Raw genomic sequence first — 24,429 nt, forward strand, 5'->3', positions numbered from 1 at the left:
GCCCACGCCATGAGTTTCACCATCGCCATCGACGGACCCGCCGCCTCGGGCAAGGGCACGATCTCGAAGGGGGTCGCGGCGCATTTCGGCTTTGCTCATCTGGATACCGGGCTGCTCTATCGCGCCGTGGGGCACCGGATGCTGGCGGGCGAGGACCCGGTTGCCGCCGCGCAGGCGCTGACCGCGGAGGATCTTGACCGCGACGGGCTGCGCACGGCGGATGTGGCACAGGCCGCCAGCAAGGTCGCGGTGATCGGCGAGGTGCGCGCGGCGCTGGTTGATTTCCAGCGCGCCTTTGCCCGCCGTGCGGGCGGCGCGGTGCTGGACGGGCGCGATATCGGCACGGTGATCTGCCCCGAGGCCGAGGTGAAGCTGTTTGTCACGGCCTCGCCCGAGGTTCGGGCCGAACGGCGGTGGAAGGAGTTGACGGGAAACGGATTCGACGTGCGCTATGATGATGTCCTGGCCGATGTACGCGCCCGCGACGACCGTGACAGCACCCGCGCCGAAGCGCCGATGCGGCCGGCGGAGGACGCGGTGGAGCTGGACACCAGCGAGATGGATATCGAAACCGCGCTGGCGGCCGCGCTGGCCGTGGTTGCCGACCGGATGCCCGGTGACCAAGGCTAGCGGCGAGATACAGCGCTGAGTGACGCGGTGTTCGGATACGTCGAGGATGTCTAACGACCCTTTCAGTAGGGCGCGCGGTCGCCAAGAGCATAGCGCAGGACATCGGTGACATCGAAGGCCAGCGAGATCGTGATGGTGATCAGGATGACCCGAATCAGCAGCGCCGCCCGTGCCGGCACGCCCGGATCGCGCTGCAGCAGGAACAGGTAGATCGCCACCGGGGACCAGAACACGATATGGGGCAGGCCCAGCAACCGCACATATCCAAGCTGGCCGAAAATCCAGTCGACGCTCATCCCCGCGACGACGCTGGCGGCGATGGTCGCGATCCCGGCGATCCTGGTTCGCCGCCATATCAACAGGCCCAGCGGCAGCACGAAGGCGCCGATGACCAGCCAGAACACCCAGACCTGTACCCAGGCGGGTTGCGTGGCGAGGGCATCCTGAAGCGTCATGGCCGATCTCCTGCGTGCCGGGGCGCCGACACGTTCCCGACCCTAGCACGCGCGCGGGCATCGACAACGGATCGCGCGTGCGGGCTTGCGTTTTGGCGCGACCCGGCCTATGACACGCGCGTCGACAAGGCGTGCAAGCCATAGAACAACGATAGGGGCAGGGTCGGGACACGCCGGCCCTCTTTGTTTTGTGAACCGAACTTTGCACCGCCTGACCAATCCCGTTCCGCCCAAGGCGGACATGAACCCAGACCGGCGGAGACAACCGCACGGCCAGAAAAACCGATACGCAAAGGAAACCTGAGACCACATGGCTCAAAACGCATCCATGGAGGAATTCGAAGCCCTCCTGAACGAAAGCTTCGAAATGGACACCCCCGAAGAGGGATCTGTCGTCAAAGGCAAGGTCATCGCCGTCGAGGCGGGACAAGCCATCATCGATGTCGGCTACAAGATGGAAGGCCGCGTCGATCTGAAAGAATTCGCAAATCCCGGCGAAGCGCCCGAGATCGGTGTCGGCGACGAAGTGGAGGTCTATCTTCGCGCCGCCGAGAACGCCCGTGGCGAAGCCGTCATCAGCCGTGAAATGGCCCGCCGCGAAGAGGCCTGGGACCGCCTGGAGAAGGCCTATGCCGACGACGCCCGCGTCGAAGGCGCGATCTTCGGCCGGGTCAAGGGCGGCTTTACCGTCGATCTGGGCGGCGCCGTGGCCTTCCTGCCCGGCAGCCAGGTCGATGTGCGCCCCGTGCGCGACGCCGGCCCGCTGATGGGTCTCAAGCAGCCGTTCCAGATCCTCAAGATGGACCGCCGCCGTGGCAACATCGTGGTCTCGCGCCGCGCCATCCTGGAAGAGAGCCGCGCCGAACAGCGTGCCGAGGTTATCGGCAAGCTGACCGAGGGCGACACCGTGGACGGCGTGGTCAAGAACATCACCGAATACGGCGCCTTCGTCGACCTGGGTGGTGTGGACGGCCTGCTGCACGTCACCGACATGGCCTGGCGCCGCGTCAACCACCCCTCCGAGATCCTGTCGATCGGCGAGACCGTCAAGGTCCAGGTCATCAAGATCAACAAGGAAACCCACCGCATCAGCCTGGGCATGAAGCAGCTGCAGGAAGATCCCTGGGATCTGGTCGCGGTCAAGTTCCCGCTGGCCTCGGTGCACAAGGGCCGCGTCACCAACATCACCGACTACGGCGCTTTCGTGGAGCTGGAGCCCGGTGTCGAAGGTCTGGTGCACGTCTCGGAAATGTCCTGGACCAAGAAGAACGTCCATCCCGGCAAGATCGTCTCGACCAGCCAGGAAGTGGACGTCATGGTGCTCGAGATCGACCCGGCCAAGCGCCGCGTGTCGCTGGGCCTCAAGCAGACCATGCGCAACCCGTGGGAGGTCTTTGCCGAGACCCATCCCGAGGGCACCGAAGTCGAGGGCGAGGTCAAGAACATCACCGAATTCGGTCTGTTCATCGGCCTCGACGGCGACATCGACGGCATGGTTCACCTGTCCGACCTGAGCTGGGACGAACGGGGTGAGGACGCGATCCAGAACTACCGCAAGGGCGATGTCGTCCAGGCCGTCGTCTCCGAGGTCGATGTCGAGAAGGAACGCATCAGCCTGTCGATCAAGGCGCTGGGCGGCGACAAGTTCGCCGAGGCCGTCGGCGGCGTGAAGCGCGGGTCGATCATCACGGTCAACGTGACCGCGATCGAGGATGGCGGCATCGAGGTCGAGTACGAGGGCATGAAGAGCTTCATCCGCCGCTCGGATCTCAGCCGCGACCGCTCCGAACAGCGCCCCGAGCGTTTCTCGGTCGGCAACAAGGTCGATGTGCGGGTGACCAACGTGGACAGCAAGTCGCGCCGCCTGGGCCTGTCGATCAAGGCCCGCGAGATCGCCGAAGAGAAAGAGGCCGTGCAACAGTATGGCAGCTCCGACTCGGGGGCCTCTCTGGGCGACATTCTGGGCGCCGCGCTCAAGTCCGGCGACTGAGACCGGCCCGACCGGAACTGAAGGATCGAGAACGGCCCCGTGCGATGCGCGGGGCCGTTTTCATTGCGAATCAAGGCGCTATTCCGACGCGCTCGCGGGCGGTGTTCCGCGCTGCGGCGCCGTCTCGACCTGAGACTTTTGCCCCTTGTGGGCCGGGAAATCATCGCCCAAGGCGCAATTTGCCGCCGTTCCGCCCGAGTTTGCGTTCCCCCGGTGGCCGAATATCCCTATACTCGGAGCCATAAAAAAGTGTGCGTTCACGTCGCCTTGGGAGGGACACGAGACATGATCCGTTCGGAACTGATCCAGAAAATTGCCGACGAGAATCCGCATCTCTACCAGCGCGACGTGGAGCGGATCGTGAACACCGTGTTCGAGGAAGTGACCGATGCGATGGCCCGCGGCGACCGGGTCGAGCTGCGCGGGTTCGGCGCATTTTCGGTCAAGAAGCGCGACGCGCGGATCGGTCGCAATCCCCGCACCGGCGAAACGGTGCATGTCGAGGAAAAGCACGTGCCGTTCTTCAAGACCGGCAAGCTGCTGCGCGACAGACTGAACGGAAAAGCATGAGATGATGCGCTACATTCGCTACGCCCTTCTTGGAACCATCGCGATCATCCTGATCTCGGTGTCGCTGGCCAACCGCCAGATCGTGACCCTCAAGCTGATGCCGGACACGCTGGCCGAGCTTTTGGGGTTCAACTTTTCGCTGGCGCTGCCGCTCTTCCTGGTGGCGCTGGGGGGCGTGGCGCTGGGCCTGGTGATCGGGTTCATCTGGGAGTGGGTGCGCGAGCACAAGCACCGCAAGGTGGCGACCGTCAAGCACCGCGAGGCGCGCCAGCTCAAGCGCGAGGTCAAGAAGCTCCAGAAGCAGAAGCACGAAGGCAAGGACGAGGTTCTCGCCCTGCTGGACGAAGCTGGCTGAGCCCACCATGCCGGACCAGGTTCGGGTGAAGATCTGCGGGCTGTCGACGCCCGAAGGCGTTGCGGCGGCCGTAGGCGCGGGCGCGCGCTATGTGGGCTTCACTTTCTTCGCCAAATCCCCCCGCCATGTCGAGGCGACGACCGCCGCGAAGCTTGCCGCGCAGGTGCCGCCGGGCATCGCCAAGGTGGCGCTGACCGTAAATGCCACCGATGCCGAGCTGGACCACCTGGTCGCGACTGTGCCGCTGGACATGCTGCAGCTTCATGGAAGCGAGACGCCCGAGCGCGTGACCGAAATCCGCGCCCGGCATGGCCTGCCGGTGATGAAGGCGCTGGGCGTGGCCGAGGCCGACGACCTGGCGCAGATCGACCGATATGCGTCGGTGGCCGACCAGCTGCTGATCGACGCCAAGCCACCACGCGGTGCCGAACTGCCCGGCGGCAACGGCCTGGCCTTCGACTGGCGCCTGCTGGCCGACCGGAAATACTGGACGCGGCCCTGGATGTTGGCCGGCGGACTTAACCCCGGCAACGTGGCTGAAGCCGTACGCATGACCGGCGCGCTGCAGGTCGACGTGTCCTCTGGGGTGGAAAGCGCGCCGGGCGTCAAGGACCCAGAGGCGATAGCCGCCTTCGTCGCGGCGGCGACAGCCTGATGCTGTCCCTCCAAGCCGGCACACGTTACACGATCCCGTGATCGGATCAGGACGGCCGCACCCATTCTGATCCGGGCCGAGTGCCGCGGCGTAACCAAGCCATTCCAAACAGATGGAGGACTGGAATGTTTCGCCGCAAGTTTCTGAGCCTGACCGCTGGTGCCGCCCTGGCCGCGTCGGTCGCCGCCCCCGGTTTCGCCGCCGAAAAGGACATCGTGGACACCGCCGTTGGTGCCGGGGATTTCAACACCCTGGTTGCCGCAGTTCAGGCCGCCGGTCTGGTCGAGACGCTCAAGGGCGAGGGGCCATTCACAGTCTTCGCGCCCACCGACGCGGCCTTTGCCGCGCTGCCCGAGGGCACGGTTGAAACCCTGCTCAAGCCCGAGAACAAGGATCAACTGGTCCAGGTGCTGACCTATCACGTGGTGCCCGCCAAGGTGATGTCCGGCGACATCGCCGGGAAGAAGGCCAAGGTGCTGACCGTGCAGGGCGACCGCCTGGACGTGAACGCCCGCAACGGCGTCAAGGTGAACAACGCCAAGGTCACCTCGGCGGATATCGAGGCCTCGAACGGGGTCATCCACGTCATCGACACGGTGTTGCTGCCCTGAGCGACGCAGCATCGAGCTACGCCACGCCCGGCGCCTGCGCCGGGCGTTTCGCATACCGGGCGGCCGCCGGGACCGGGCGCATCTTTTGGCTGGAAAACCCCGCGGCCCTCGCCTAAGCACGGGTGATCACCACCCAAGGACAAGGCACGCGCCATGAACGATCTGTTCAACTCCTTCATGTCCGGCCCCGACGAACAGGGCCGGTTCGGCATCTTCGGCGGCCGGTTCGTCAGCGAAACCCTGATGCCGCTGATCCTGTCGCTGGAAGAGGAATATGACCGCGCCAAGGACGATCCGAGTTTCTGGGCCGAGATGGAGGATCTGTGGACGCATTATGTCGGCCGTCCCAGCCCGCTCTATTACGCCGAGCGGCTGACGCAGCATCTGGGCGGCGCCAAGGTCTATCTCAAGCGGGATGAGCTCAACCATACCGGCGCGCACAAGATCAACAACGTGCTGGGCCAGATCATCCTGGCCCGCCGCATGGGCAAGACCCGCATCATCGCCGAGACCGGCGCGGGACAGCACGGGGTCGCCACCGCGACGGTCTGCGCCAAGTTCGGGTTGAAATGCGTGGTCTACATGGGCGCGCATGATGTCGAGCGCCAGGCGCCCAACGTATTCCGCATGCGCCTGCTGGGCGCCGAGGTGATCCCGGTCACGTCGGGCCGCGGCACGCTCAAGGACGCGATGAACGATGCGCTGCGCGACTGGGTGACCAATGTGCGCGACACGTTCTACTGCATCGGCACCGTCGCGGGCCCGCATCCCTATCCGGCGATGGTGCGCGATTTCCAGTCGATCATCGGCAAGGAGGCAAAGGAACAGATGATGGCCGCCGAAGGCCGGCTGCCCGACACGATCATCGCAGCCATCGGGGGCGGGTCGAACGCGATGGGCCTGTTCCATCCCTTCCTCGACGACAAGGAGGTCCGGATCATCGGTGTCGAGGCCGGCGGAAAGGGCGTCAACGAGAAGATGGAGCATTGCGCCTCGCTCACCGGTGGCCGCCCCGGCGTGCTGCATGGCAACCGCACCTATCTGCTGCAGGACGATGACGGCCAGATCCTCGAGGGCTATTCCATCTCGGCGGGTCTCGACTATCCCGGCATCGGGCCCGAACACTCCTGGCTTCACGAGGTCGGCCGCGCCGAATACGTTGCCATCACCGACGCCGAGGCGCTTGAGGCGTTCCAGCTGTGCTGCGCGACCGAGGGCATCATCCCGGCGCTGGAACCCTGCCACGCGCTGGCCCACGTGATGAAGATCGTGCCGGACCTGCCCGCCGATCACATCATCTGCATGAACATGTGCGGCCGGGGCGACAAGGACGTGCAGACCGTCGCCAAGCATCTGGGCTTCGACATGTCCGACACCGAAGGGCGGCGGGCCGGCTGATCCCAAAACGCATAAACCCTGGTTTATGCCCACCAACCCCCGACCGACTATTGGCCTCCTATGCCGGCGGTTGATGGGGCGAGCGTGTCGCATGTGATTTCCTTTTCGTACCGGTCCACCGGGCATCCCGCCCTGCGGGCGCAATACGATAAGGAAATCGAGATGATGCGAAAGATATTCATGCTTACCACAGCCATGGCCTTGGCCACCTCGCTGGAGGCGCAAAGCCAGACCTTCAATGACCAGGTGGTCGACGGGCTGGCCGCACAGGGGTTCCGGGCCACCGAGATCAAGACGGGCCCTACACAGACCAAGGTCGAGGCGGTGCGCGGCCAGACGAAGCTGGAAGTGATCTATGATCGCGCCACTGGCCGGATTTTGAAACAGGAAACCGAACGTTTGGCCGGCACCGGAGGGAATATCGGGCTGGAAGTCTCGCAGGAAGACCGGGATTTCACGGACCGCTCCGGCGGACGGCGGGACGATGACGAAGACCATGACGACGACGACGACCGCGATCGTGACAGGGACCGCGACCGGGAGGATGACCGGGGTAAAGATCACGATGACGACCGCAACGATGACCGCAACGATGATCGCGACGATGATCACGATGACGACCGGGACGATGATCGCGAAGATAACAGTGGATCGGGCAGCGACGACGACTGAGGCGCGCAGCACCGTGGCTGAAACCGATACTTCTGGTTTGCTGCACTTGATCCGGGGGCTGCGCTTGCGCGGTCCCCGATCTATGGTGAAGGTATGAAAACACTTCTGGCTGCAGCTCTATTGACGATGGGTCTGACGGGTGCCGCAATGGCGGGCCCGGTCGAGGACAGCATCGTCAAGCAATTGCGCGATCAGGGCTATATCCGGATCAGCGTGTCCCGCACCTTCCTTGGGCGCTCGCGTATTGTTGCTCATGACGGCCAGATCAGGCGTGAGATCGTGGTCAATCCCGTCACCGGCGAGATCCTGCGGGATTATTGGACGCGCAAAGCGGAGCGTGGCGACTTTTTTCTGCTCGATCCGAAAGGCTGGGCGTCAGGCGGCAACGGCGAGCAATACGACGACGATGATGAAGACGACGATGAAGACGATTACGATGATGAAGATGGCGACAATGAGAACTCGGGTCGCGGCGGTGGTCATTCCGACTCGGGGGAGGATGACGACCGCGACGACGACGACAACTCGGGTCGCGGCAGCGGGAATTCAGGCCGGGGCGGCGATGACGACCGCGACGACGACGACAATTCGGGGCACGGTGGCGGCAACGATGACGACGACTGATCGCATCGGAGGCGCCTTCTGATGCGGCGCCGGTATCTGGTCTGGGCCGTTCTGGTCCTCCAGGTGCTGTGCGCATTCTTCTTCGTTTCGGGTATTCTGACGACGGTCTTGGGTATTCCGCTCGCGCCCATAAACTGGGCCGCGCGTGAGGTCATAGAACTTGGCGCTGCGATGGGGCTTTTGTTCGGAATACTCATGGGGTTCCTGTTGCTTCGCGCCACACAGCGGCGATCCGATCGGATCGAGAGCCAACTTCGGGTCGCGTCGGGTGCCTTCATGGACCTGCTCGAAGACAGTTTTGACACCTGGAAACTGACGCCGGCCGAACGGGAAGTGGCGCTGTTCGCAATCAAGGGGTATTCCACTCCCGAGATTGCCGGTCTGCGCAAGACCTCGGAGGGTACGGTCAAGGCCCAGACCAACGCGATCTATCGCAAGGCAGGCGTCACTGGACGCCCGCAATTGCTCAGCCTGTTCATCGAAGATCTGATGGATGGCAAGCTTGAAGGTGGCACGTCGTCCGATGTGGAGCGCCGCGATCAGCCGGTTCGTTCCGCATAGTTTTCGAGGACTGACAGCGGCACGATCTCCAGCGCTCGAAGATGCGTGGCGGAAAGGTCGACCCGGGGCGCGCAGCCCTCGTCATGCGCCTGCAGGAACCGCGCCGCGCAGAGGCACCAGCGGTCGCCAGGCTTCAGCCCCGGGAATTCGAACTCGGGGTGCGGCGTGCTCAGGTCGTTGCCGACATATTTGGAGAAGGCCAGGAACTCGGCCGTCATCACCGCGCAGACCGTGTGGCTGCCGCGGTCGGCATCGCAGGTGTTGCAATGACCGTCACGGAAGAACCCGGTGAGGGGTGCGGTCGAGCAGGGCGACAGCGGGCCGCCCAAAACGTTGAGGCTTTCGTCGGGTGTCATGGGTTCAGTCTACAGGCTTTGCGCGATCTTGCGCAGCATTTCGATATTGGCGGCATTCACGCCGGGATCACGAAACTTCCGGTCGGCGGCGGTGACCACGATCACCACGTCGCGGGCCTGGTCGATATAGAGGTATTGACCATAGACCCCCCGGCCATAGAACTCACCCTCTTCGGCCCCCACGGGGATCCACCACTGGAAGCCATAGCCGGTCTTGCCCGGCGCGGTCGGCGCGCTGGGCCGGGTCGAGTCCGCGATCCAGTCTGCCGGCACGATCTGGGTTCCGGCACGGCGCCCGTCCTGTTCGATCATCACGCCGAACCGGGCATAGTCGCGCGTGGTGAAGTTGAGCCCGCCCAGAACGAAGGCCACGCCGGCACCGTCGGTGATGTAATAGCCGTCGCGCTCCAGCCCCAGCGGTTGGACGATACGTTGGGTCATCAACTCGGTCACGCTGCGCCCGGTCGCGCCGCGGATCACCATCCCGACGACATGGGTGTCGATCGACACGTATGTCCAGGCCTCGCCCGGCGGCCCGGTCCTGGCGTCCAGCGCGGCGGTGAAATCGTCCAGTTCCCGACCCAGCGCGACCACCCGGCCCATCCGGTTGATGTCGGAATTGTAGTCCAGGTAATCCTCGTCGAACTTCACGCCCGAGGCCATGTTCAGCACGTCGCGGATGCTGGCGGGCGCATAGGCGCTGTCCGCGAGTTCAGGAGCATAGCGGATGACCGGATCGTCCAACGAATCGATCGCGCCCTCGGCCAGGACCGTGCCGAACAACGCCGAAAGATAGCTCTTGGCGATCGACCATGAAATCCGGCGGTCGTCGGGACCGGTGCCGAGAAAATACTCCTCGTAGCGGATCTCGCCGGCCTTGAGCACCAGAAGCGAGGTCAAGGCCCGTTCGGAAATCCAGGCGCCGGCGGCGTCGGGCAGGTCATAGGCGGGGCCGCCATAGGGCAGATCGGACGTGGGCCCATCGCCCCGCGGCAGGTCCACGGTCAGAAAGGCCCGGTCCATGTTCGAGAAGTTCTCGACGATCACGTCGGCATCGAACAGCGAGTTCACCGCGATCAGCCGCTCGATCTCCTCGCGCTTCCAGATCCCCACCGCAACTGCGGCCAGGATCAGCAGCAGCAGGACCCGACCCAGCCATTTGCCGAATATGCGCATGAGACCTCCCTCGTCTGTCCCCATCCTTGCAGAGGTGGGGCCGTGCGGCAAACCGGACGTGACGGCATGGCACGGGCCGGGGATCAGCGGAACCGGTCGACCAGCCTTTGCAGGGCCGACCGCTCGTCGGGCTCAGGCTCGGCGTCGTCCGGGGCAGGGCGGGGTGTATCCTTCGGCCGTTCGGCGGCGGTGGTCGAACTGCGCGGCGGCGCGGTGCGCAGGGCGACCGCGTTCATGAACCGCCCGGCATCGTCACCGGCCAGGTGCGGCGCGCCATCAGCGACGCCGCGCAACACGTCCTCCAGCCAGTCCTGGTCGGCGCGGGAGAAGTCGTGCAGCACATAGCCCGAGACCAGCTCCTTGCGGCCGGGATGGCCGATTCCCAGCCGCACCCGGTCATAGGCCGCGCCGATATGATCATGGATCGACCGCAGCCCGTTATGCCCGGCATGGCCGCCGCCGGACTTCACCCGCACCTTGCCCGGGGCCAGGTCAAGCTCGTCGTGGAATACGGTGACGTCGGTCGAGTCCAGCTTGTAGAACCGCATCGCCTCGCCGACCGACTGGCCCGAGCGGTTCATGTAGGTCTGCGGCTTGAGTAGCAGCACCTTGGTACTGCCCAGCCGTCCCTCGGCGATCAGCGCCTGGAACTTGGCCTTCCACGGGCCGAACCCATGATCCGACGCGATCCGGTCCAGCGCCATGAACCCGATATTGTGCCGGTGGCCGGCATATTTCGATCCCGGGTTTCCCAGTCCTGCAAACAGCTTCATGCCAGCGTCCGTTCCTGCGATGCGGCCCCAGATAGCCGGAAACCGCCCCGCGTTTCCAGCCCGCAGAGGGCGCAAACGAAAACGGGGTCCCGAAGGACCCCGCCAATCACGTTGCGAAGGGAAAGATCACTCTTCCTCGGCTTCGGTCTCTGCCTCGTCGGTCTCGACCTCGGTCTCGGTCTCGTCCTCATCGGCGTCCTCGTCCTCGTCGCTGGCCAGCCCGGTGGGCGCCGAGATGTTGGCGATCACGAAGTCGCGGTCGATGGTCGGCTTGGTACCGTCGGGCAACTCGACCGACGAGATGGTGGCCACGTCGTTGATCTCCATGCCCGACAGGTCGACCACGACCTTCTCGGGGATCTCGCCGGCGGTGCAGACCAGCTCGACCTCGGGGCGCACCACGGTCAGAACGCCGCCCTTGCGGATGCCGGGCGCGTCTTCCTCGCCGATGAACTCGACCGGGATGAACAGGGCGATCTTGGTGGTCCGGCGCAGGCGCATCAGGTCCAGATGCGTCGGCAGGTCCTTGACCACGTCGCGCTGCACGTCGCGGCAGATCACGCGCACGTCTTCCTGGCCCTCGACCTTGAGGTTGAACAGGGTCGACTTGAACCGCCCGGCCTTGAGCCGCTTCACCAGTTCGTTGAACGGAATCTGGATCGGCAACGGATCCTTGTCACCACCAAAGACGATGCCCGGAACCATGCCGTCACGGCGTGCTTGACGAGCGGCGCCCTTGCCTGTCCCCGTCCGTTCCAGAGCCACGAGATCAGGAATCTCACCAGCCATGTTGTTTCTCCATATGATAAGGCGGGGTGCCTCCAAGGCTGTCACCCCGCGTGAAGCGCTGCCCTTACCCCGAATCGGGACGATAGGAAAGGGGGCGGGCGCAATTTCCCGCGCCCAGGCGTCAACCCGAACTTGGTTGCAGGTATCCGCCTGCCGCGCGCAGCCGCTCGTGCAGCGCGAACTCGTCGGCGCGGGCCGCGCGCAGGGCCTGTTCGACCTCGGGCGAGAGCGGCGCATGCACCTGGGGCGAGACGTTGCGCGGGGCGATGTCCAGATCCGCGCCGAACCGCGCGCGCAGGAACGCCAGGATCCGCGGCTGCGCCTCGTAGGCGAACAGGTGATCCACCGGAACCGACCCGTCGGCCAGGCTGAGAAACCGCAGCTGGCTGCCGATGGCCGCATGGGGCGGCGGGTCGGGCCGGATCACGTCGCGCACGAAATCGTCGAAGCTCAGCCCCTCGGTGCTCAGCGGTCCGCTGCGCTTGGCCTGCCGCGCGCGATACCGGAACCAGCTGCGGATCTGCTCGACCGGCTCGCGCATCACTGCCATGCGCTCGGGCCGGGCCTGCCACAGATCCTCGAGCATCGGTGCAACCTTGCGGTGATACTGCCCGGCGGTCAGGTGCTTGCGCGACTTGGCGAACACGATGTCGGCATGTTTGCGCAGCGCCATCTCGACGGCCGTGGTCCCGGTCTTGGGGACTGCCAGGAACACCAGGTTCTGCCTGAGATAGATCTGCACGTCGCCCCGCCCGCCTTTGCCCGGACTATCGGCACAAAGCCGGGGGATGTCAAAGCGGCGGGATGCCGGCGCGGCGGCAGTTTCCGCTTGCCGCGGCGGCGGGGCGGTGGCAAGCGCTGCGCATGGAACTTCGCGACGACATCCGACGCAGCCGCGGGCCGGCTGCCGCCTTTGCCGCGGTCGGTCTCTACTGGGGCAGCTTCGCCGCGCTGGCGCCGCAGCTCAAGGCCCAGACCGGGCTCAGCGATGCCGGGTTCGGCCTCGCGCTGTTGGTCGGCGCGCTGGGCGCCGTGGCGGCAATGTGGCTGGCACCGCGCGCCGAAGCCAGGCTGGGCCGGCACGCGATGCCGGTTCTTGCCTTGCTGCTGGCGGCGGCATTCCTACTGCCCGGGCTGACGACGGGCGGTGTGGCCTTTGCGCTGGCGATGCTGGCGGCCTCGGGCGCGTCGGGCACGCTGGACGTTGTGATGAACGCCCGCGTCAGCCAGATCGAAGCGGCCGAGAACCGGCCGTTGATGAACCTCAACCACGCGATCTTTTCCTTCGCCTATGCCGCCGCCGCGCTGCTGGCGGGGCTGGGGCGCGAGGCGGGGTTAGCGCCCGCTACCCTGTTCGCGCTTGCGGGCGTCGTGACCCTCGGGCTGACGCGGGTGACCTATTCCGCCCCTGAGATCCATGACGGCACAACCGCCGATCCAGGCGAGGTCGAACCCGCGCCGCTGCCGCCGCTGGTTCTGATGCTGGGCGGCGCCATCGTGCTGATCGCCTTCATGTCGGAACAGGCAACCGAGGGCTGGTCGGCCCTGCACCTGGAGCGCAACCTCGCGGCAGGTGCCGCCCAGGGCGCGCTGGGCCCGGCGGTTCTGGGCCTGACGATGGGGATCGGCCGGCTGTCGGGGCAATTGCTGATGCGGCACCTGTCCGAGGGGCGGGTGATGGGCCTGGCCTCGGCGCTGGCGGCGCTGGGCGCGCTGATCGCCGCGTGGTCGCCGGCGCTGGCCCCCGCCTATCTGGGTTTCGCCATTCTCGGTCTGGGCGTGTCGGTGGTGGCGCCGATGGCCTTTGGCTGGATCGGGCGGCAGGTGGCGCACCGGCACCGGATGCATGCGATCAGCCGGGTGTCGGTGATCGGCTATTCCGGGTTTTTCATCGGCCCGCCGATGATGGGGTTCGTGGCCCAGGGGTTCGGGTTGCCGATGGCCTTCACCGCCATCGCGCTCTGCCTTTTGTCGGTGCCTGTCCTGCTGGTCCCTGCGTTGCGGCGCAGCGCGGCGCCGGGCTGAACGGGTGCGGTCCGCCGGTCAGGCCCAGCGGCCGGTGAAATCCTCGGGCACCAGCAGGTTGTGCCGGCCCAGGTCGGCCACATTGCGTTCGCCGCACAGCGCCATCGTGGTGTCCAGCTCCTTGTGGATCACCTCCAGCGCACGGGTCACGCCCGCCTCGCCCATCGCGCCCAGCCCGTAGACGAAGGCCCGGCCGATCATCGTGCCCTTGGCCCCCAGCGCCAGCGCCTTGAGCACGTCCTGCCCCGAGCGGATGCCGCTGTCGAGATGCACCTCGATCTTGTCGCCCACCGCATCCATGATCGGCGGCAGCATCCGGATCGAGCTGAGCGCCCCGTCCAGTTGCCGCCCGCCGTGGTTGCTGACCACGATGGCATCGGCGCCCGCATCGGCGGCCATCTTGGCGTCTTCGGCGTCCAGGATGCCCTTGAGGATCACCTTGCCGCCCCACATGCGGATCAGCTCGCGCACCCGATCCCAGTCCAGCGCGTGATCGAAGGCCTCGGCCGTCCACGAGCTGAGCGAGGCAGGGTCGGTCACGCCCTTGGCATGGCCCACGACATTGCCGAAGAACCGGCGCTTGGTGCCCAGCATGCCAAGGCCCCATTGCACCTTGGTCATCATGTTGGCCACCGACTTCACCGTCAGTTTCGGCGGCGCGCTCAGCCCGTTCTTGAGATCCTTGTGCCGCTGCCCCTGCACCTGCAGGTCCAGCGTGATGACCATTGCCGAACATCCCGCATCCCGCGCCCGGTCGAACAGGCGCCGCATGAAATCGTCGTCCTTGAGCGTGTAGACCTGGAACCAGAACGGCTTGGTCGTGTGTTCGGCCACATCCTCGATCGAGCAGATCGACAGCGTGGACAGGGTGAAGGGCACACCGAACTTCTCGGCCGCGCGGGCGGCCTTGATCTCGCCATCGGCACATTGCATCCCGGTCAGGCCCACCGGCGCCAGCGCCACCGGCATTGCCACGTCCTGGCCGATCATCCGGCTTGCGGTGCTGCGGTTGGTCATGTCCACCGCGACGCGCTGGCGCAGCCGGATCAGGTCGAAATCGCTGCTGTTGTCGCGGAAAGTCTGCTCGCTCCAGCTGCCGGTCTCGGCATAGTCGTAGAACATGCGCGGCACGCGGCGTTCATAGATTTTCCGCAGGTCTTCGATCTCGGTAATGACGGGCATGGCGGTCGCCTTTCAGGATTGGTAAAATTTAATTACCAATCATTCCGACGCTTGGCAATTGCCATTCTGTCACGGGGTGAGAAAGCGTTCGCGGCATCCTGCAAGCTGGCCGGCGGCGTTTTCCACCAGCGCCCAGTCGGACGGGGACATGCCGTCCAGTGTCTTGCGATAGGCCGCGTTCCGCTGTGCCTCGGTGCCGCCGACATGGCGCAGCAGGATGAACGAGGCGACCAGCCGTGCCTCCTCGCCGGTTTCGGCCGACATCATTCCGTGCGACTCGAAGACCTGCGCCGTGTAGGCGTAGAAGGCCGCGCATTTCAGCGCCTCGGCTTCGGTTCCGTCATATACTTGCTGGCCGGCGCCAGCCGAACCTGTGAACCAGGCGAGGGTCGCCAGTGCCAGGGTGGCGATGCGATGGGCCGGGCGCATTGACATCATCTCCGTCGGAACGAACGCCCCGAGTATACTTGTGGAAGATGTCGAAAACCCGGTCTTCAACCGGCCATTTCAGGGCCTTCAGGCCGAATGCGCCGCATCGGCCAGGGATTTCACGAAGTCCAGAACCTCGGCCACCGGCGCGCCGGACCCGATCCGGCCGACAATGGCAGACCCCACCACCGCGCCGTCCGCGACCGAGGCAATGGTGCGGGATTTCTCGGGCGTGTTGATGCCGAAGCCCACGATTACGGGCAGGTCGGTGGCTGCCTTGATCCGCGCGACCTCGGGTCCGACATCGGTGGCCTCGGCCTCGGCCGCGCCGGTGATCCCGGTGATCGACACGTAGTAGACAAAGCCCGACGTGTTCTGCAGCACCTTGGGCAGCCGCTTGTCGTCGGTCGTCGGCGTGGCCAGCCGGATGAAGTTCAACCCCGCCTTCTGCGCCGGCAGGCAGAGCTCGTCATCCTCCTCGGGGGGCAAGTCGACGATGATCAGCCCATCGATGCCGGCGGCTTTTGCCTGTTCCAGAAACCGATCCACTCCGCGGCTGTAGATCGGATTGTAGTAGCCCATCATCACGATGGGTGTCTCGTCGTCGCCCTGCCTGAACAGCCGCGCCAGCTCCAGCGTGCGGTCCAGGGTCATCCCCGTCTCCAGCGCGCGCTGACCGGCCAGCTGGATCGTCGGGCCATCGGCCATCGGGTCAGTGAAGGGCAGGCCAAGCTCGATCACGTCGACGCCCGCGCCGGGCAGGCCGCGGACCAACTCCAGCGAGCGGTCGAAATCCGGGTCGCCGGCCATGACGTAGGCAACAAAGGCCTTCTTCCCTTCGGCCTTGAGCGCGGCGAACTTGGCGTCGATACGGGTCATCGGATGTCCTTGCGTTGCGGGGTCGGCCCGATGTGACGAATGTTGCCGGGAAAATCAATCCCGCCCGCGCGGGGCGCGCTCAGAACGGCCGGTGCCAGCGCAGCAAGAATGCGTTCGCGCCGGGGTTCGAATCCGCGGTGCTGGCGTTGGACTTGTGCGTGATCGCCAGGGACAGCCGGTTACCGCTGGGCAATTCGCGGCCAATCCCGAACAGGCTGCGGATCTCGAAGGCGCTGCCCAGGTCGTTTCCGGCGCTGCCCTCGTCATAGAGACCGGGCAGGACGCTGCCTTCGAGAAACCAGCCGTTGTCGAGCTGGAACTCCGTGACCACGCCGGCGCCGGCGAACAGATCGCCCTCGGCCGTCGCTTCGACCGCGGCGCCCCAGCCGGCGCTCAAACGGTCGCGCACGAAAAACGGTGCATGGCTGTAGTCGATCGAGGCGATGGCGCTGTCCTCGGATCCTTCCAGCGAGTAGCTGGTATAGCCCAACGAGAACACCATTTCCTGCGCCGATGCGGTGCCCCCGGTCAATCCGGCAAGGGCCAGCACCCAGTACTTTGCAAATTTTTTCATGTATAACAGCCCCCTGCCACGAATGAGCCTGTATGTAGTTGCGCCACCGGCGCAGGGCAAACGCTTTTGCCCGGATCTGTGGCGGGCCGGGGCGAGTGTTGCCGTCGGGTTCCGCAGGTTCCCGGTGCAGCCGCTTGCCTAATGCCCGTCACCTGCATAGAAGCGGCGCGCGGACAACCGAGCAGGAGAGTGCAATGGGTTTCAAGATGGGAATCGTGGGGCTGCCCAACGTGGGCAAGTCGACCCTGTTCAACGCGCTGACCAGGACCGCCGCGGCGCAGGCGGCGAATTTCCCGTTCTGCACAATCGAGCCGAATGTCGGCGAGGTGGCGGTGCCCGATGCGCGGCTGGAGAAGCTCGCCGCCATTGCCAGGTCGAAGCAGGTCATCCCGACGCGGATGACCTTCGTCGACATCGCCGGGCTGGTGAAGGGCGCGTCCAAGGGCGAGGGGCTGGGCAACCAGTTCCTGGCCAATATCCGCGAGGTCGACGCCATCGCCCATGTCCTGCGCTGTTTCGAGGACGGCGACGTCACCCATGTCGAGGGCCGCGTCGACCCGGTGGCCGATGCCGAGGTGATCGAGACCGAGCTGATGCTGGCCGACCTGGAGAGCATCGAGAAGCGCCGCGCCGGACTGGTCCGCAAGCTCAAGGGCGGCGACAAGGAAGCGCAGCAGCAGGACCGGCTGCTGGCGGCCGCGCAGGCGGTGCTGGAGGAGGGGCGCCCGGCCCGCGTGGTCTCGGTGGATGCCGAGGACCGCAAGGCGTGGAAGATGCTGCAGCTTCTGACCACCAAGCCGGTGCTCTATGTCTGCAACGTCGCCGAAGAGGACGCGGCGGAGGGCAACGCCCAGTCCGCCCGCGTGGCCGCGATGGCCGCCGAGCAGGGCAACGCCCATGTCGTCATCAGCGCCCGGATCGAGGAAGAGATCAGCCAGCTGGAGGACGCCGAGGCAGCGATGTTCCTGGAGGAAATGGGGTTGCACGAGGCCGGGCTGGATCGCCTGATCAAGGCCGGCTACGACCTGCTGCACCTTGAGACCTATTTCACCGTCGGCCCCAAGGAGGCACGCGCCTGGACGATCCGCACCGGCACCGCAGCACCGCAGGCCGCGGGCGTGATCCACGGCGATTTCGAAAAGGGCTTCATCCGCGCCGAGACCATCGCCTATGAGGATTTCATCGCCAATGGTGGCGAGCAGGGTGCCAAGGAGGCCGGCAAGATGCGCGCCGAAGGCAAGGGATATGTCGTCAAGGATGGCGACGTGATGCACTTCCTGTTCAACACCTGACCACCGGCAGCGCGTCGGGCGCTTGACCCGTGTTGTGCGTGCGTTAGCATGCAAACGATCGGGCGCGCAGGGCGAGGGAGGGTGCCATGGGAAAGCTTGTGGTCAGGAATATCGGCTTGCTCTTGTCGGGCAAGATGGAGGAACCGATCCATGACGGCGACTGCGTGGTTGCGATGGATGGCAAGATCGCCGACTGGGGCTATGAGGCGGACCTGGACACCGAAGACTCCGACACGGTGGTCGATGCCCATGGCGTGACCCTGGCGCCGGGGTTGATCGACAGCCACGTGCACCCGGTCGTCGGCGACTATACCCCGCGGCAGCAGCAGTTGCACTGGATCGACTCGACCCTGCATGGCGGGGTGACCACGATGATCTCGGCCGGCGAAGTGCACATGCCGGGGCGGCCCAAGGATGTCGTCGGCCTCAAGGCGATGGCCATCGCGGCGCAGCGCTGGTACGAGAATTTCCGCCCCTCCGGCGTCAAGGTCCATGCCGGCGCGCCGGTGATCGAGCATGGCCTGGTCGAGGAGGACTTCAAGGAACTGGCCAATGCCGGCGTGAAGCTTCTGGGCGAGGTCGGGCTGGGAACCGTCAAGGACGGCAAGACCGCGAAACAGATGGTGGACTGGGCGCGCAAATACGGCATCCAGTCGACGATCCACACCGGCGGGCCGTCGATCCCGGGATCGGGGCTGATCGACGCCGACATGGTGCTGGAGACCGGCACGGACGTGATCGGCCATATCAACGGCGGGCATTCGGCCCTGCCGGACGACCAGATCACCTGCCTGTGCGAAAGCTGCCAGGCGGGGCTCGAGATCGTCCACAACGGCAACGAGCGCGCCGCGCTGCTGACGCTGAACACCGCGCGGGAACTGCGGCAGATGGAGCGGATCATCCTGGGCACGGACGGGCCGGCGGGATCCGGGGCGCAGCCCTTGGGCATCCTGCGGATGGTCGCCATGCTGTCAAGCCTGGGCGACGTGCCGGCCGAGATCGCGTTCTGCTTCGGCACCGGGAACACGGCCCGGCAGCGCGAGCTGGACACCGGCCTCATTGACCGGGGCTATGCCGCCGATTTCGTGCTGATGGACCAGGCCCAACACGCGCCGGGCGCGACGATCCTGGAGTCGGTGCAACTGGGCAACCTGCCGGGCGTGGGAATGACCATCATCGACGGCGTGGTGTGCTCGGGCCGCAGCCGCAACACGCCGCCCGCCACGCGCTTGCCGGAGGTGGTTGGCACCTGAATTGAGCGCCTTCGGCGCGCTCGATTCCTGTTGCGAGGCTCTGCCTCGCGCTCCGAGGTATTTGGCGCGAGAGGAAGAGCGGGCGGTCTTTTCCTCTTGCTGGAAATATCCCGGGGGAGTCGCGGCCTGCCGCGACGGGGGCAGCGCCCCCGCCTGCGCGTCAGGTGATCTTGCGCAGGAGCTCGATGAGGGTCGCGCGTTCGGGCTGGCTGAGCGGGGCGAGGGTCTCGGCGGTGATCCTGTGCGCGGCGTCGATCATCCGGTCGAGCAGTGCGGCGCCTTCGGCGGAGATCGAGATCACCATGCGGCGCTTGTCCTGCGGGTCGGGGCGGGTTTCGGTCAGGCCCTTCTGGCGCAGCCGGTCCACGACACCCTTGATGGTGGCCACATCCATCGCCGCCAGGCGGCCCAGCCGGTTCTGCGAGCAGGTGCCCAGCTCGGCGATGCGCACGAGGGCGGCGAACTGCATCGGGGTCAGACCTTCCAGCGTGTGGGCCTGGAATATGGCGGCATGGCGCTGGCTGGCCAGGCGCAGCAGGAACCCGACCTGGTCGTCCAGCCGGTACGGTCGATCCGCTTCGCTCACGTCACCGCCCTCAGACCGCGAGGTAGCGGGTCGAGATGTCGGGATGCGCGTCCAGATGCGCAAAGCTGCCCTCGTAGCGCATCTGCCCTTTCTCGATGATGTAGGCCCGGTCCGACACGATCCGCGCGAAATGCAGATTCTGTTCCGAGATCAGGACCGACAGCCCCTCGCGTTTCAATTCGCCGATGATCGTCGCCATCTGCTCGACGATCACCGGCGCGATGCCTTCCGATGGCTCGTCCAGCAGCACAAGCCGGGGATTGCCCATCAGGGTTCGCGCGATGGTCAGCATCTGCTGCTCGCCGCCAGAGAGCTGCTTGCCGAGGTTGCGGCGGCGTTCGGCCAGGTTCGGAAACAGCTCGAACAGGTGCTCGAAGGTCCATTCCGGCGCGTCCGCGCGGGGCTCGCGGCGACCGACCTCGAGGTTCTCCTCGACGGTCAGTTCGCCGAAGATGCGCCGTTCTTCCGGCACATAGCCCAGGCCCGCGCGGCAGATCATGTGCGACGCCCGGCCCAGGATCGCCTGCCCGTCATAGGTGACCTGTCCCGACACGTGCTGGACCAGTCCCATCACGCTCTTGATCGTGGTGGACTTGCCGGCGCCGTTGCGGCCGAGAAGCGCCACGACCTCGTTCTCGCCCACGCTCAGGGTCACGTCCGAAAGGATCTGCGCCCGGCCATAGCGGGCGGTCAGGGTTTTCACGTCAAGCATGGCCCGCCCCTTCGAAGACCGACCCGCCGCCCAGATAGACCTCCTGCACCAGCGGGTTCTTGCGGATCTGGTCGCCGGTGCCCTCGGCGATCAGCTGGCCGCGGTTCAGCACCAGGATGCGGTGGGCATGGGCAAAGACCACGTCCATGTCATGTTCGGTAAAGACCACGCTCACCCCGCGCTTCTCGACGATGCCGGCGGTCAGCGCCATCAGCGCGATGCGCTCTGAGGGCGCCATGCCCGCGGTGGGTTCGTCCATCAGGAGCAGGTCGGGCTCGTGGGCGAGCGCGATGGCCAGTTCCAGCCGCTTGAGGTCGCCATAGGCCAGCTCGGAACAGGGCCGCTCGGCCTGTTCGCTCATCGACACCAGGTCGAGCAGGGCCATGGCCTCGTCGACATAGAGGCGGGTCGCGCGGGAGAACAGGTCGTAGATGCGGCGGTGATGCGAGATCAGAGCCATCTGCACGTTTTCGCGCACCGTCATCGACAGGAAGGTGGCGGTGATCTGGAAGGTGCGCCCGACGCCCAGCCGCCAGATCCGGCGTGGCGGCAGGCCGATCAGCTCGCGGCCGTTCAGCTTGACCGAGCCGCCATCGGGTTTGAGGTAGCCGTTGAGCATGTTGAAGCAGGTGGTCTTGCCGGCGCCGTTCGGGCCGATCAGCGCAAGGAACTCGCCCTTGTCCAGCGAGAAGCTCACGTCATCCACCGCGTGCACGCCACCGAAACTCTTGGCGAGGGCGTCGACCGCCAGAACCGCGCTCATGCCGCATCCCTCCGCAGCAGCCGCATCAGGCGGTTCACGCCGCCGGCGATGCCGTCAGGCGCCAGCAGCACGATAACCAGGATGATGCCGCCGAAGATTACGCGCCAGTAGTCCAGCCGCGTCACCCAGTCCTCGATCAGCACGAAGGCGGCGGCGCCCAGGATCGGGCCGGCCAGCGCGTGGATGCCGCCCAGCAGCACCATGATCAACCCGTCGATGCTCTGGGCGATGCCCAGCGCGTCGGGAAAGACGCTGCCCTTGGAGAAGGCGAAGACGACGCCGGCGAGGCCCGCGAAGGCCCCGGCCACGGTGAAGCCCATCCATTGGTGGAACCGTGTGTCGACGCCGATCGCCTCGGCCCGGATGCGGCTGTCGCGCACGCCGCGCAGCACGTAGCCGAAGGGCGAATGGGCGGCGCGGCGCAGCGCCCAGATGCCGCCGATGCAGAGCGCGAAGGCGATGTAGAAATAGACCCGGTCGCTGCTGGCCCATGCCGCGGGCCAGACGCCCAGGATGCCGTCATCGCCCCCGGTGACGTCCTGCCACTGGAAGGTCACGCCCCACAGGATCTGCGCCGCCGCCAGTGTCAGCATGGCGAGGTAGACCCCCGACAGGCGCACACAGAACCAGCCGAAGAACAGCGCCGCCAGCGCCGCGCCGAAGGGCGCGAGTAGCATCGCCGGGATCATGCCCAGCCCCAGCAGCTTGACCGCCATCGCCGCGGCATAGGCGCCGACGCCGAAATAGGCGGCGTGGCCGAAGCTGACCATGCCGCCCACGCCCATCATGAAATGCAGCGAGACCGCAAACAGGGTGGCGACCATGACATCGACCAGCAGGATCATGGTGAAATCGGCCACGAAGACCGGGCTGAGCGCCAGCGCCATCACCGCCGCCGCCAGCATCATGGCGCCCTTTCCCGACAGCAGTCGGAGGGGCTGGTCGGGGTCTTCCGTGCCGCCATGCTCGCTGCCCGGCCGGCCGAAGATCCCGTAGGGCCGCACGATCAGCACCACCGCCATCACCACGAAGGGCAGGACGATCGAGATCTGCGGGAAGATCAGGATGGCAAAGGCGTTCAGCACCGAGATCAGCACCGCGGCGATGAACGCGCCCGAAACGCTGCCCATGCCGCCGATCACGGTGACCACGAAGGCCTCGCCGATGATCGACAGGTCCATCTGCAGCGACACCGCCTCGCGCGGGATCTGCAGCGCGCCGCCCAGGCCCGCGAGAAACGAGCCGAGGATGAAGGTGGCCGAGAACAGCCACGCCTGGTTGACGCCCAGGGCGCCGACCATCTCGCGGTCCTGGGTCGCGGCGCGCACCAGAACGCCCCAGCGGGTGCGGTGGAACACCAGCCAGATCGCCAGCAGCACGGCGGGACCGATGGCGATCAGCGCCAGGTCGTATTCCGGGATCGGTTCGCCCAGGATCCGGACCGCGCTGTCCAGACCGGGCGCGCGCGGACCCAGCAGGTCTTCGGCGCCCCAGATCGCCAGGGTGGCGTCCTGCACGATGAGCACGACGCCGAAGGTGGCGACCAGCTGGAACAGTTCGGGCGCGTGGTAGATGCGGCGCAGGATGATCAGCTCGACAACCAGGCCGATCACGCCGACCAGGAGCGCGGCCAGAACGATGCTGAACCAGAAGCCCAGGATGCCGCCATCCAGCCAGGTTACCAGCGAATAGGCCAGATAGGCCCCCACCATGTAGAACGAGCCGTGGGCGAAGTTCACGATGCGGGTGACGCCGAAGATGATCGACAGCCCGCTGGCGATCAGGAACAGCGACGACGCGTTGGCCAGCCCCGTCAGCAATTGCGCGAGATAAAACCCCATATCCGTCCCTGTTCCGTTTTTTCGTTGTGGCGGGGGCGCATCCGCCCCCGCGTCAGATCATTCCGCCGGGCGCAGCTTGGCGGCTTCTTCTTCGCTGGGCAGGTAGTCGGCCCCATCGGCATAGGTCCAGTCCACCATGGTCGGCATCCCGTCGACCAGGGCGGTCTTGCCCACATAGGCGCCCATGGTCGACTGGTGGTCGGCGGCGCGGAACATGAACGGACCCGTCGGGCTGTCGGACACTTGCAGCCCCTCCATCGCCGCCAGCAGCGCGTCGGTCTCGGTCGATCCGGCCTTTTCCAGCGCCGCGGCGATGGCCAGGACCGAGTTGTAGCCCACGATCGAACCGGTCTTGGGCAGCTCGCCGAACTTCGCCTCGTAGGCGGCGGAGAACGCCTTGTGCGACTCGGTGTCGATCTGCTCGGGCGGGTAGCCGGTCACGATCCAGCCGTCGGGCGTCTCGTCACCCAGCGGTTGCAGGTATTCCGGCTCGCCCGACAGGAGCGAGACCACGGCGCGGTCCTCGAAGAGATAGCGCAGCGAGCCCTCGCGCACGAACTTGGCCAGATCGCCGCCGAAGGTCACGTTGTAGATCGCGTCGGGCTTGGCCGCCTCCAGCGCCCGCACTGTCGAACCGGCGTCGATCTTGAACACCGGCGGCCATTGCTCCTCGACGAATTCCACGTCCGGGCGCAGCTTGGTCAATTCGGATTTGAAGGCCTTCACCGCGTCCTGGCCATAGGCGTAGTTGGGCGCCACGGTGGCCCATTTCACCGCATCGAGCTTGGCGGCCTCCTCGGCCAGCATCGCCGCCTGCATGTGGGTCGAGGGGCGCAAACGGTAGGTATACTTGTTGCCCTTGGACCAGACGATCGCGTCCGAGAGCGGTTCGGAGGCGAGGAAAAGCACCTGTTTCTGCTGCGCGAAATCCGCCACGGCCAGGCCTATATTGGACAGGAAGGTGCCGAAGATCAGCACCGCGCCTTCCTTCGAGATCAGTTCCTCGGCGATGCGGATCGCGGTCGCAGGGTCGCCGGTGTCGTCGCGGCTGACCACTTCCAGCTGCTTGCCCAGAACGCCGCCGGCGGCGTTGATCTCCTCGACCGCCAGTTGCCAGCCCTTCTTGTAGGGCTCGGTGAAGGCGGGCAGGCGGGTATAGCTGTTCACCTCGCCCAGCACGATGGTCTCTTGCGCCTGGGCCGGCGCGGTCAGCGCCAGCGGCAGCGCGGTCATCGCGCCCAGGAATGTACGTCGCATCAGGGTCATCTTTGGTGTCCT

The 24,429-nt window shown here is 66.0% G+C and carries 28 protein-coding genes; 13 read left to right on the forward strand and 15 right to left on the reverse strand.

Going from position 1 to position 24,429, the window contains the following annotated elements:
* Positions 1-9: 9 nt before the first annotated feature.
* Positions 10-630, forward strand: a complete 621-nt coding sequence (locus tag BMX57_RS02940; protein WP_092362389.1) for a (d)CMP kinase — start codon at positions 10-12, stop codon at positions 628-630.
* Positions 631-692: 62 nt separating this feature from the next.
* Here BMX57_RS02940 and BMX57_RS02945 read toward each other — a convergent pair whose 3' ends face one another.
* Positions 693-1,085, reverse strand: a complete 393-nt coding sequence (locus BMX57_RS02945; protein ID WP_092362390.1) for a hypothetical protein — start codon at positions 1,083-1,085, stop codon at positions 693-695.
* Between the two features lie 310 nt (positions 1,086-1,395).
* On the opposite strand from BMX57_RS02945, the gene rpsA reads away from it, so the two are divergent.
* The 9 genes from rpsA to BMX57_RS02990 all read left to right on the forward strand — a co-directional run bounded on the left by rpsA (position 1,396) and on the right by BMX57_RS02990 (position 8,521).
* On the forward strand, positions 1,396-3,075 hold the full coding sequence (gene rpsA, locus BMX57_RS02950; protein ID WP_092362392.1) for a 30S ribosomal protein S1: 1,680 nt from the start codon (positions 1,396-1,398) through the stop codon (positions 3,073-3,075).
* A gap of 285 nt (positions 3,076-3,360) precedes the next feature.
* On the forward strand, positions 3,361-3,645 hold the full coding sequence (gene ihfB / locus BMX57_RS02955; protein ID WP_092362394.1) for an integration host factor subunit beta: 285 nt from the start codon (positions 3,361-3,363) through the stop codon (positions 3,643-3,645).
* A gap of 4 nt (positions 3,646-3,649) precedes the next feature.
* Positions 3,650-4,000 (forward strand): LapA family protein, encoded by a 351-nt coding sequence (locus BMX57_RS02960; protein WP_092363056.1) that lies wholly within the window; start codon positions 3,650-3,652, stop codon positions 3,998-4,000.
* A 7-nt stretch (positions 4,001-4,007) separates the two neighbouring features.
* Positions 4,008-4,655 (forward strand): phosphoribosylanthranilate isomerase, encoded by a 648-nt coding sequence (locus BMX57_RS02965; RefSeq protein ID WP_092362396.1) that lies wholly within the window; start codon positions 4,008-4,010, stop codon positions 4,653-4,655.
* A 125-nt stretch (positions 4,656-4,780) separates the two neighbouring features.
* Positions 4,781-5,266, forward strand: coding sequence for a fasciclin domain-containing protein (locus tag BMX57_RS02970; protein ID WP_092362398.1), 486 nt, complete (start codon positions 4,781-4,783; stop codon positions 5,264-5,266).
* Between the two features lie 153 nt (positions 5,267-5,419).
* Positions 5,420-6,664 (forward strand): tryptophan synthase subunit beta, encoded by a 1,245-nt coding sequence (gene trpB / locus BMX57_RS02975; RefSeq protein WP_092362399.1) that lies wholly within the window; start codon positions 5,420-5,422, stop codon positions 6,662-6,664.
* Between the two features lie 84 nt (positions 6,665-6,748).
* Positions 6,749-7,336: a PepSY domain-containing protein gene (locus BMX57_RS20570; protein ID WP_177175370.1), complete on the forward strand. Its 588-nt coding sequence runs from the start codon at positions 6,749-6,751 to the stop codon at positions 7,334-7,336.
* 93 nt (positions 7,337-7,429) lie between these two features.
* Positions 7,430-7,960, forward strand: coding sequence for a PepSY domain-containing protein (locus tag BMX57_RS02985; RefSeq protein ID WP_143057870.1), 531 nt, complete (start codon positions 7,430-7,432; stop codon positions 7,958-7,960).
* A gap of 21 nt (positions 7,961-7,981) precedes the next feature.
* Positions 7,982-8,521 (forward strand): helix-turn-helix transcriptional regulator, encoded by a 540-nt coding sequence (locus tag BMX57_RS02990; protein WP_092362403.1) that lies wholly within the window; start codon positions 7,982-7,984, stop codon positions 8,519-8,521.
* Here BMX57_RS02990 and BMX57_RS02995 read toward each other — a convergent pair.
* The 5 genes from BMX57_RS02995 to BMX57_RS03015 all read right to left on the reverse strand — a co-directional run bounded on the left by BMX57_RS02995 (position 8,500) and on the right by BMX57_RS03015 (position 12,357).
* Positions 8,500-8,877 (reverse strand): DUF2237 family protein, encoded by a 378-nt coding sequence (locus BMX57_RS02995; RefSeq protein ID WP_092362404.1) that lies wholly within the window; start codon positions 8,875-8,877, stop codon positions 8,500-8,502. The two genes, BMX57_RS02990 and BMX57_RS02995, sit on opposite strands and share 22 nt — an antisense overlap.
* Before the next feature lie 9 nt (positions 8,878-8,886).
* Positions 8,887-10,053, reverse strand: a complete 1,167-nt coding sequence (locus BMX57_RS03000) for a serine hydrolase domain-containing protein (protein ID WP_092362406.1) — start codon at positions 10,051-10,053, stop codon at positions 8,887-8,889.
* Between the two features lie 83 nt (positions 10,054-10,136).
* Positions 10,137-10,826, reverse strand: a complete 690-nt coding sequence (gene pth / locus BMX57_RS03005; RefSeq protein WP_092362407.1) for an aminoacyl-tRNA hydrolase — start codon at positions 10,824-10,826, stop codon at positions 10,137-10,139.
* A gap of 126 nt (positions 10,827-10,952) precedes the next feature.
* Positions 10,953-11,615 (reverse strand): 50S ribosomal protein L25/general stress protein Ctc, encoded by a 663-nt coding sequence (locus tag BMX57_RS03010; RefSeq protein WP_092362409.1) that lies wholly within the window; start codon positions 11,613-11,615, stop codon positions 10,953-10,955.
* Between the two features lie 121 nt (positions 11,616-11,736).
* Positions 11,737-12,357, reverse strand: a complete 621-nt coding sequence (locus BMX57_RS03015; RefSeq protein ID WP_092362411.1) for a hypothetical protein — start codon at positions 12,355-12,357, stop codon at positions 11,737-11,739.
* A 122-nt stretch (positions 12,358-12,479) separates the two neighbouring features.
* Between BMX57_RS03015 and BMX57_RS03020 the strand changes: the two genes are divergently transcribed.
* Positions 12,480-13,640, forward strand: a complete 1,161-nt coding sequence (locus tag BMX57_RS03020; RefSeq protein WP_092363058.1) for an MFS transporter — start codon at positions 12,480-12,482, stop codon at positions 13,638-13,640.
* Positions 13,641-13,658: 18 nt separating this feature from the next.
* Here the strand turns inward: BMX57_RS03020 and BMX57_RS03025 are convergent, their stop codons facing one another.
* The 4 genes from BMX57_RS03025 to BMX57_RS03040 all read right to left on the reverse strand — a co-directional run bounded on the left by BMX57_RS03025 (position 13,659) and on the right by BMX57_RS03040 (position 16,704).
* A complete protein-coding gene (locus BMX57_RS03025) occupies positions 13,659-14,822 on the reverse strand; it encodes an alpha-hydroxy acid oxidase (protein WP_092362413.1) in 1,164 nt (387 codons plus the stop codon).
* Positions 14,823-14,891: 69 nt separating this feature from the next.
* Positions 14,892-15,251 (reverse strand): hypothetical protein, encoded by a 360-nt coding sequence (locus tag BMX57_RS03030; RefSeq protein ID WP_092362415.1) that lies wholly within the window; start codon positions 15,249-15,251, stop codon positions 14,892-14,894.
* Between the two features lie 87 nt (positions 15,252-15,338).
* Entirely contained in the window at positions 15,339-16,130 is a 792-nt protein-coding gene (gene trpA, locus BMX57_RS03035; protein ID WP_092362417.1) for a tryptophan synthase subunit alpha, read from the reverse strand.
* Positions 16,131-16,209: 79 nt separating this feature from the next.
* Entirely contained in the window at positions 16,210-16,704 is a 495-nt protein-coding gene (locus tag BMX57_RS03040) for an acyloxyacyl hydrolase (protein ID WP_092362419.1), read from the reverse strand.
* A gap of 194 nt (positions 16,705-16,898) precedes the next feature.
* Here BMX57_RS03040 and ychF point away from each other — a divergent pair, with 194 nt between their 5' ends.
* Positions 16,899-17,996 (forward strand): redox-regulated ATPase YchF, encoded by a 1,098-nt coding sequence (gene ychF, locus BMX57_RS03045; RefSeq protein ID WP_092362421.1) that lies wholly within the window; start codon positions 16,899-16,901, stop codon positions 17,994-17,996.
* 86 nt (positions 17,997-18,082) lie between these two features.
* Positions 18,083-19,249, forward strand: coding sequence for an amidohydrolase family protein (locus BMX57_RS03050; RefSeq protein WP_092362423.1), 1,167 nt, complete (start codon positions 18,083-18,085; stop codon positions 19,247-19,249).
* Between the two features lie 160 nt (positions 19,250-19,409).
* On the opposite strand, the gene BMX57_RS03055 is transcribed toward BMX57_RS03050, so the two are convergent.
* The 5 genes from BMX57_RS03055 to BMX57_RS03075 are packed head-to-tail and all read right to left on the reverse strand — an operon-like array spanning position 19,410 to position 24,417.
* Positions 19,410-19,835: a MarR family winged helix-turn-helix transcriptional regulator gene (locus BMX57_RS03055; RefSeq protein ID WP_092362425.1), complete on the reverse strand. Its 426-nt coding sequence runs from the start codon at positions 19,833-19,835 to the stop codon at positions 19,410-19,412.
* Between the two features lie 10 nt (positions 19,836-19,845).
* Positions 19,846-20,547: an ABC transporter ATP-binding protein gene (locus BMX57_RS03060; protein ID WP_092362427.1), complete on the reverse strand. Its 702-nt coding sequence runs from the start codon at positions 20,545-20,547 to the stop codon at positions 19,846-19,848.
* Positions 20,540-21,310 (reverse strand): ABC transporter ATP-binding protein, encoded by a 771-nt coding sequence (locus BMX57_RS03065; RefSeq protein ID WP_092362429.1) that lies wholly within the window; start codon positions 21,308-21,310, stop codon positions 20,540-20,542. Before BMX57_RS03065 ends, BMX57_RS03060 begins: the two co-directional genes overlap by 8 nt.
* Positions 21,307-23,151, reverse strand: coding sequence for an ABC transporter permease (locus BMX57_RS03070; protein WP_092362431.1), 1,845 nt, complete (start codon positions 23,149-23,151; stop codon positions 21,307-21,309). The genes BMX57_RS03065 and BMX57_RS03070 overlap by 4 nt, the downstream gene beginning before the upstream one ends.
* Positions 23,152-23,208: 57 nt before the next feature.
* Positions 23,209-24,417: an ABC transporter substrate-binding protein gene (locus BMX57_RS03075; RefSeq protein ID WP_218142413.1), complete on the reverse strand. Its 1,209-nt coding sequence runs from the start codon at positions 24,415-24,417 to the stop codon at positions 23,209-23,211.
* Positions 24,418-24,429: the final 12 nt, after the last annotated feature.

It is taken from the genome of Cribrihabitans marinus, assembly GCF_900109035.1.
GTDB lineage: Bacteria > Pseudomonadota > Alphaproteobacteria > Rhodobacterales > Rhodobacteraceae > Cribrihabitans > Cribrihabitans marinus.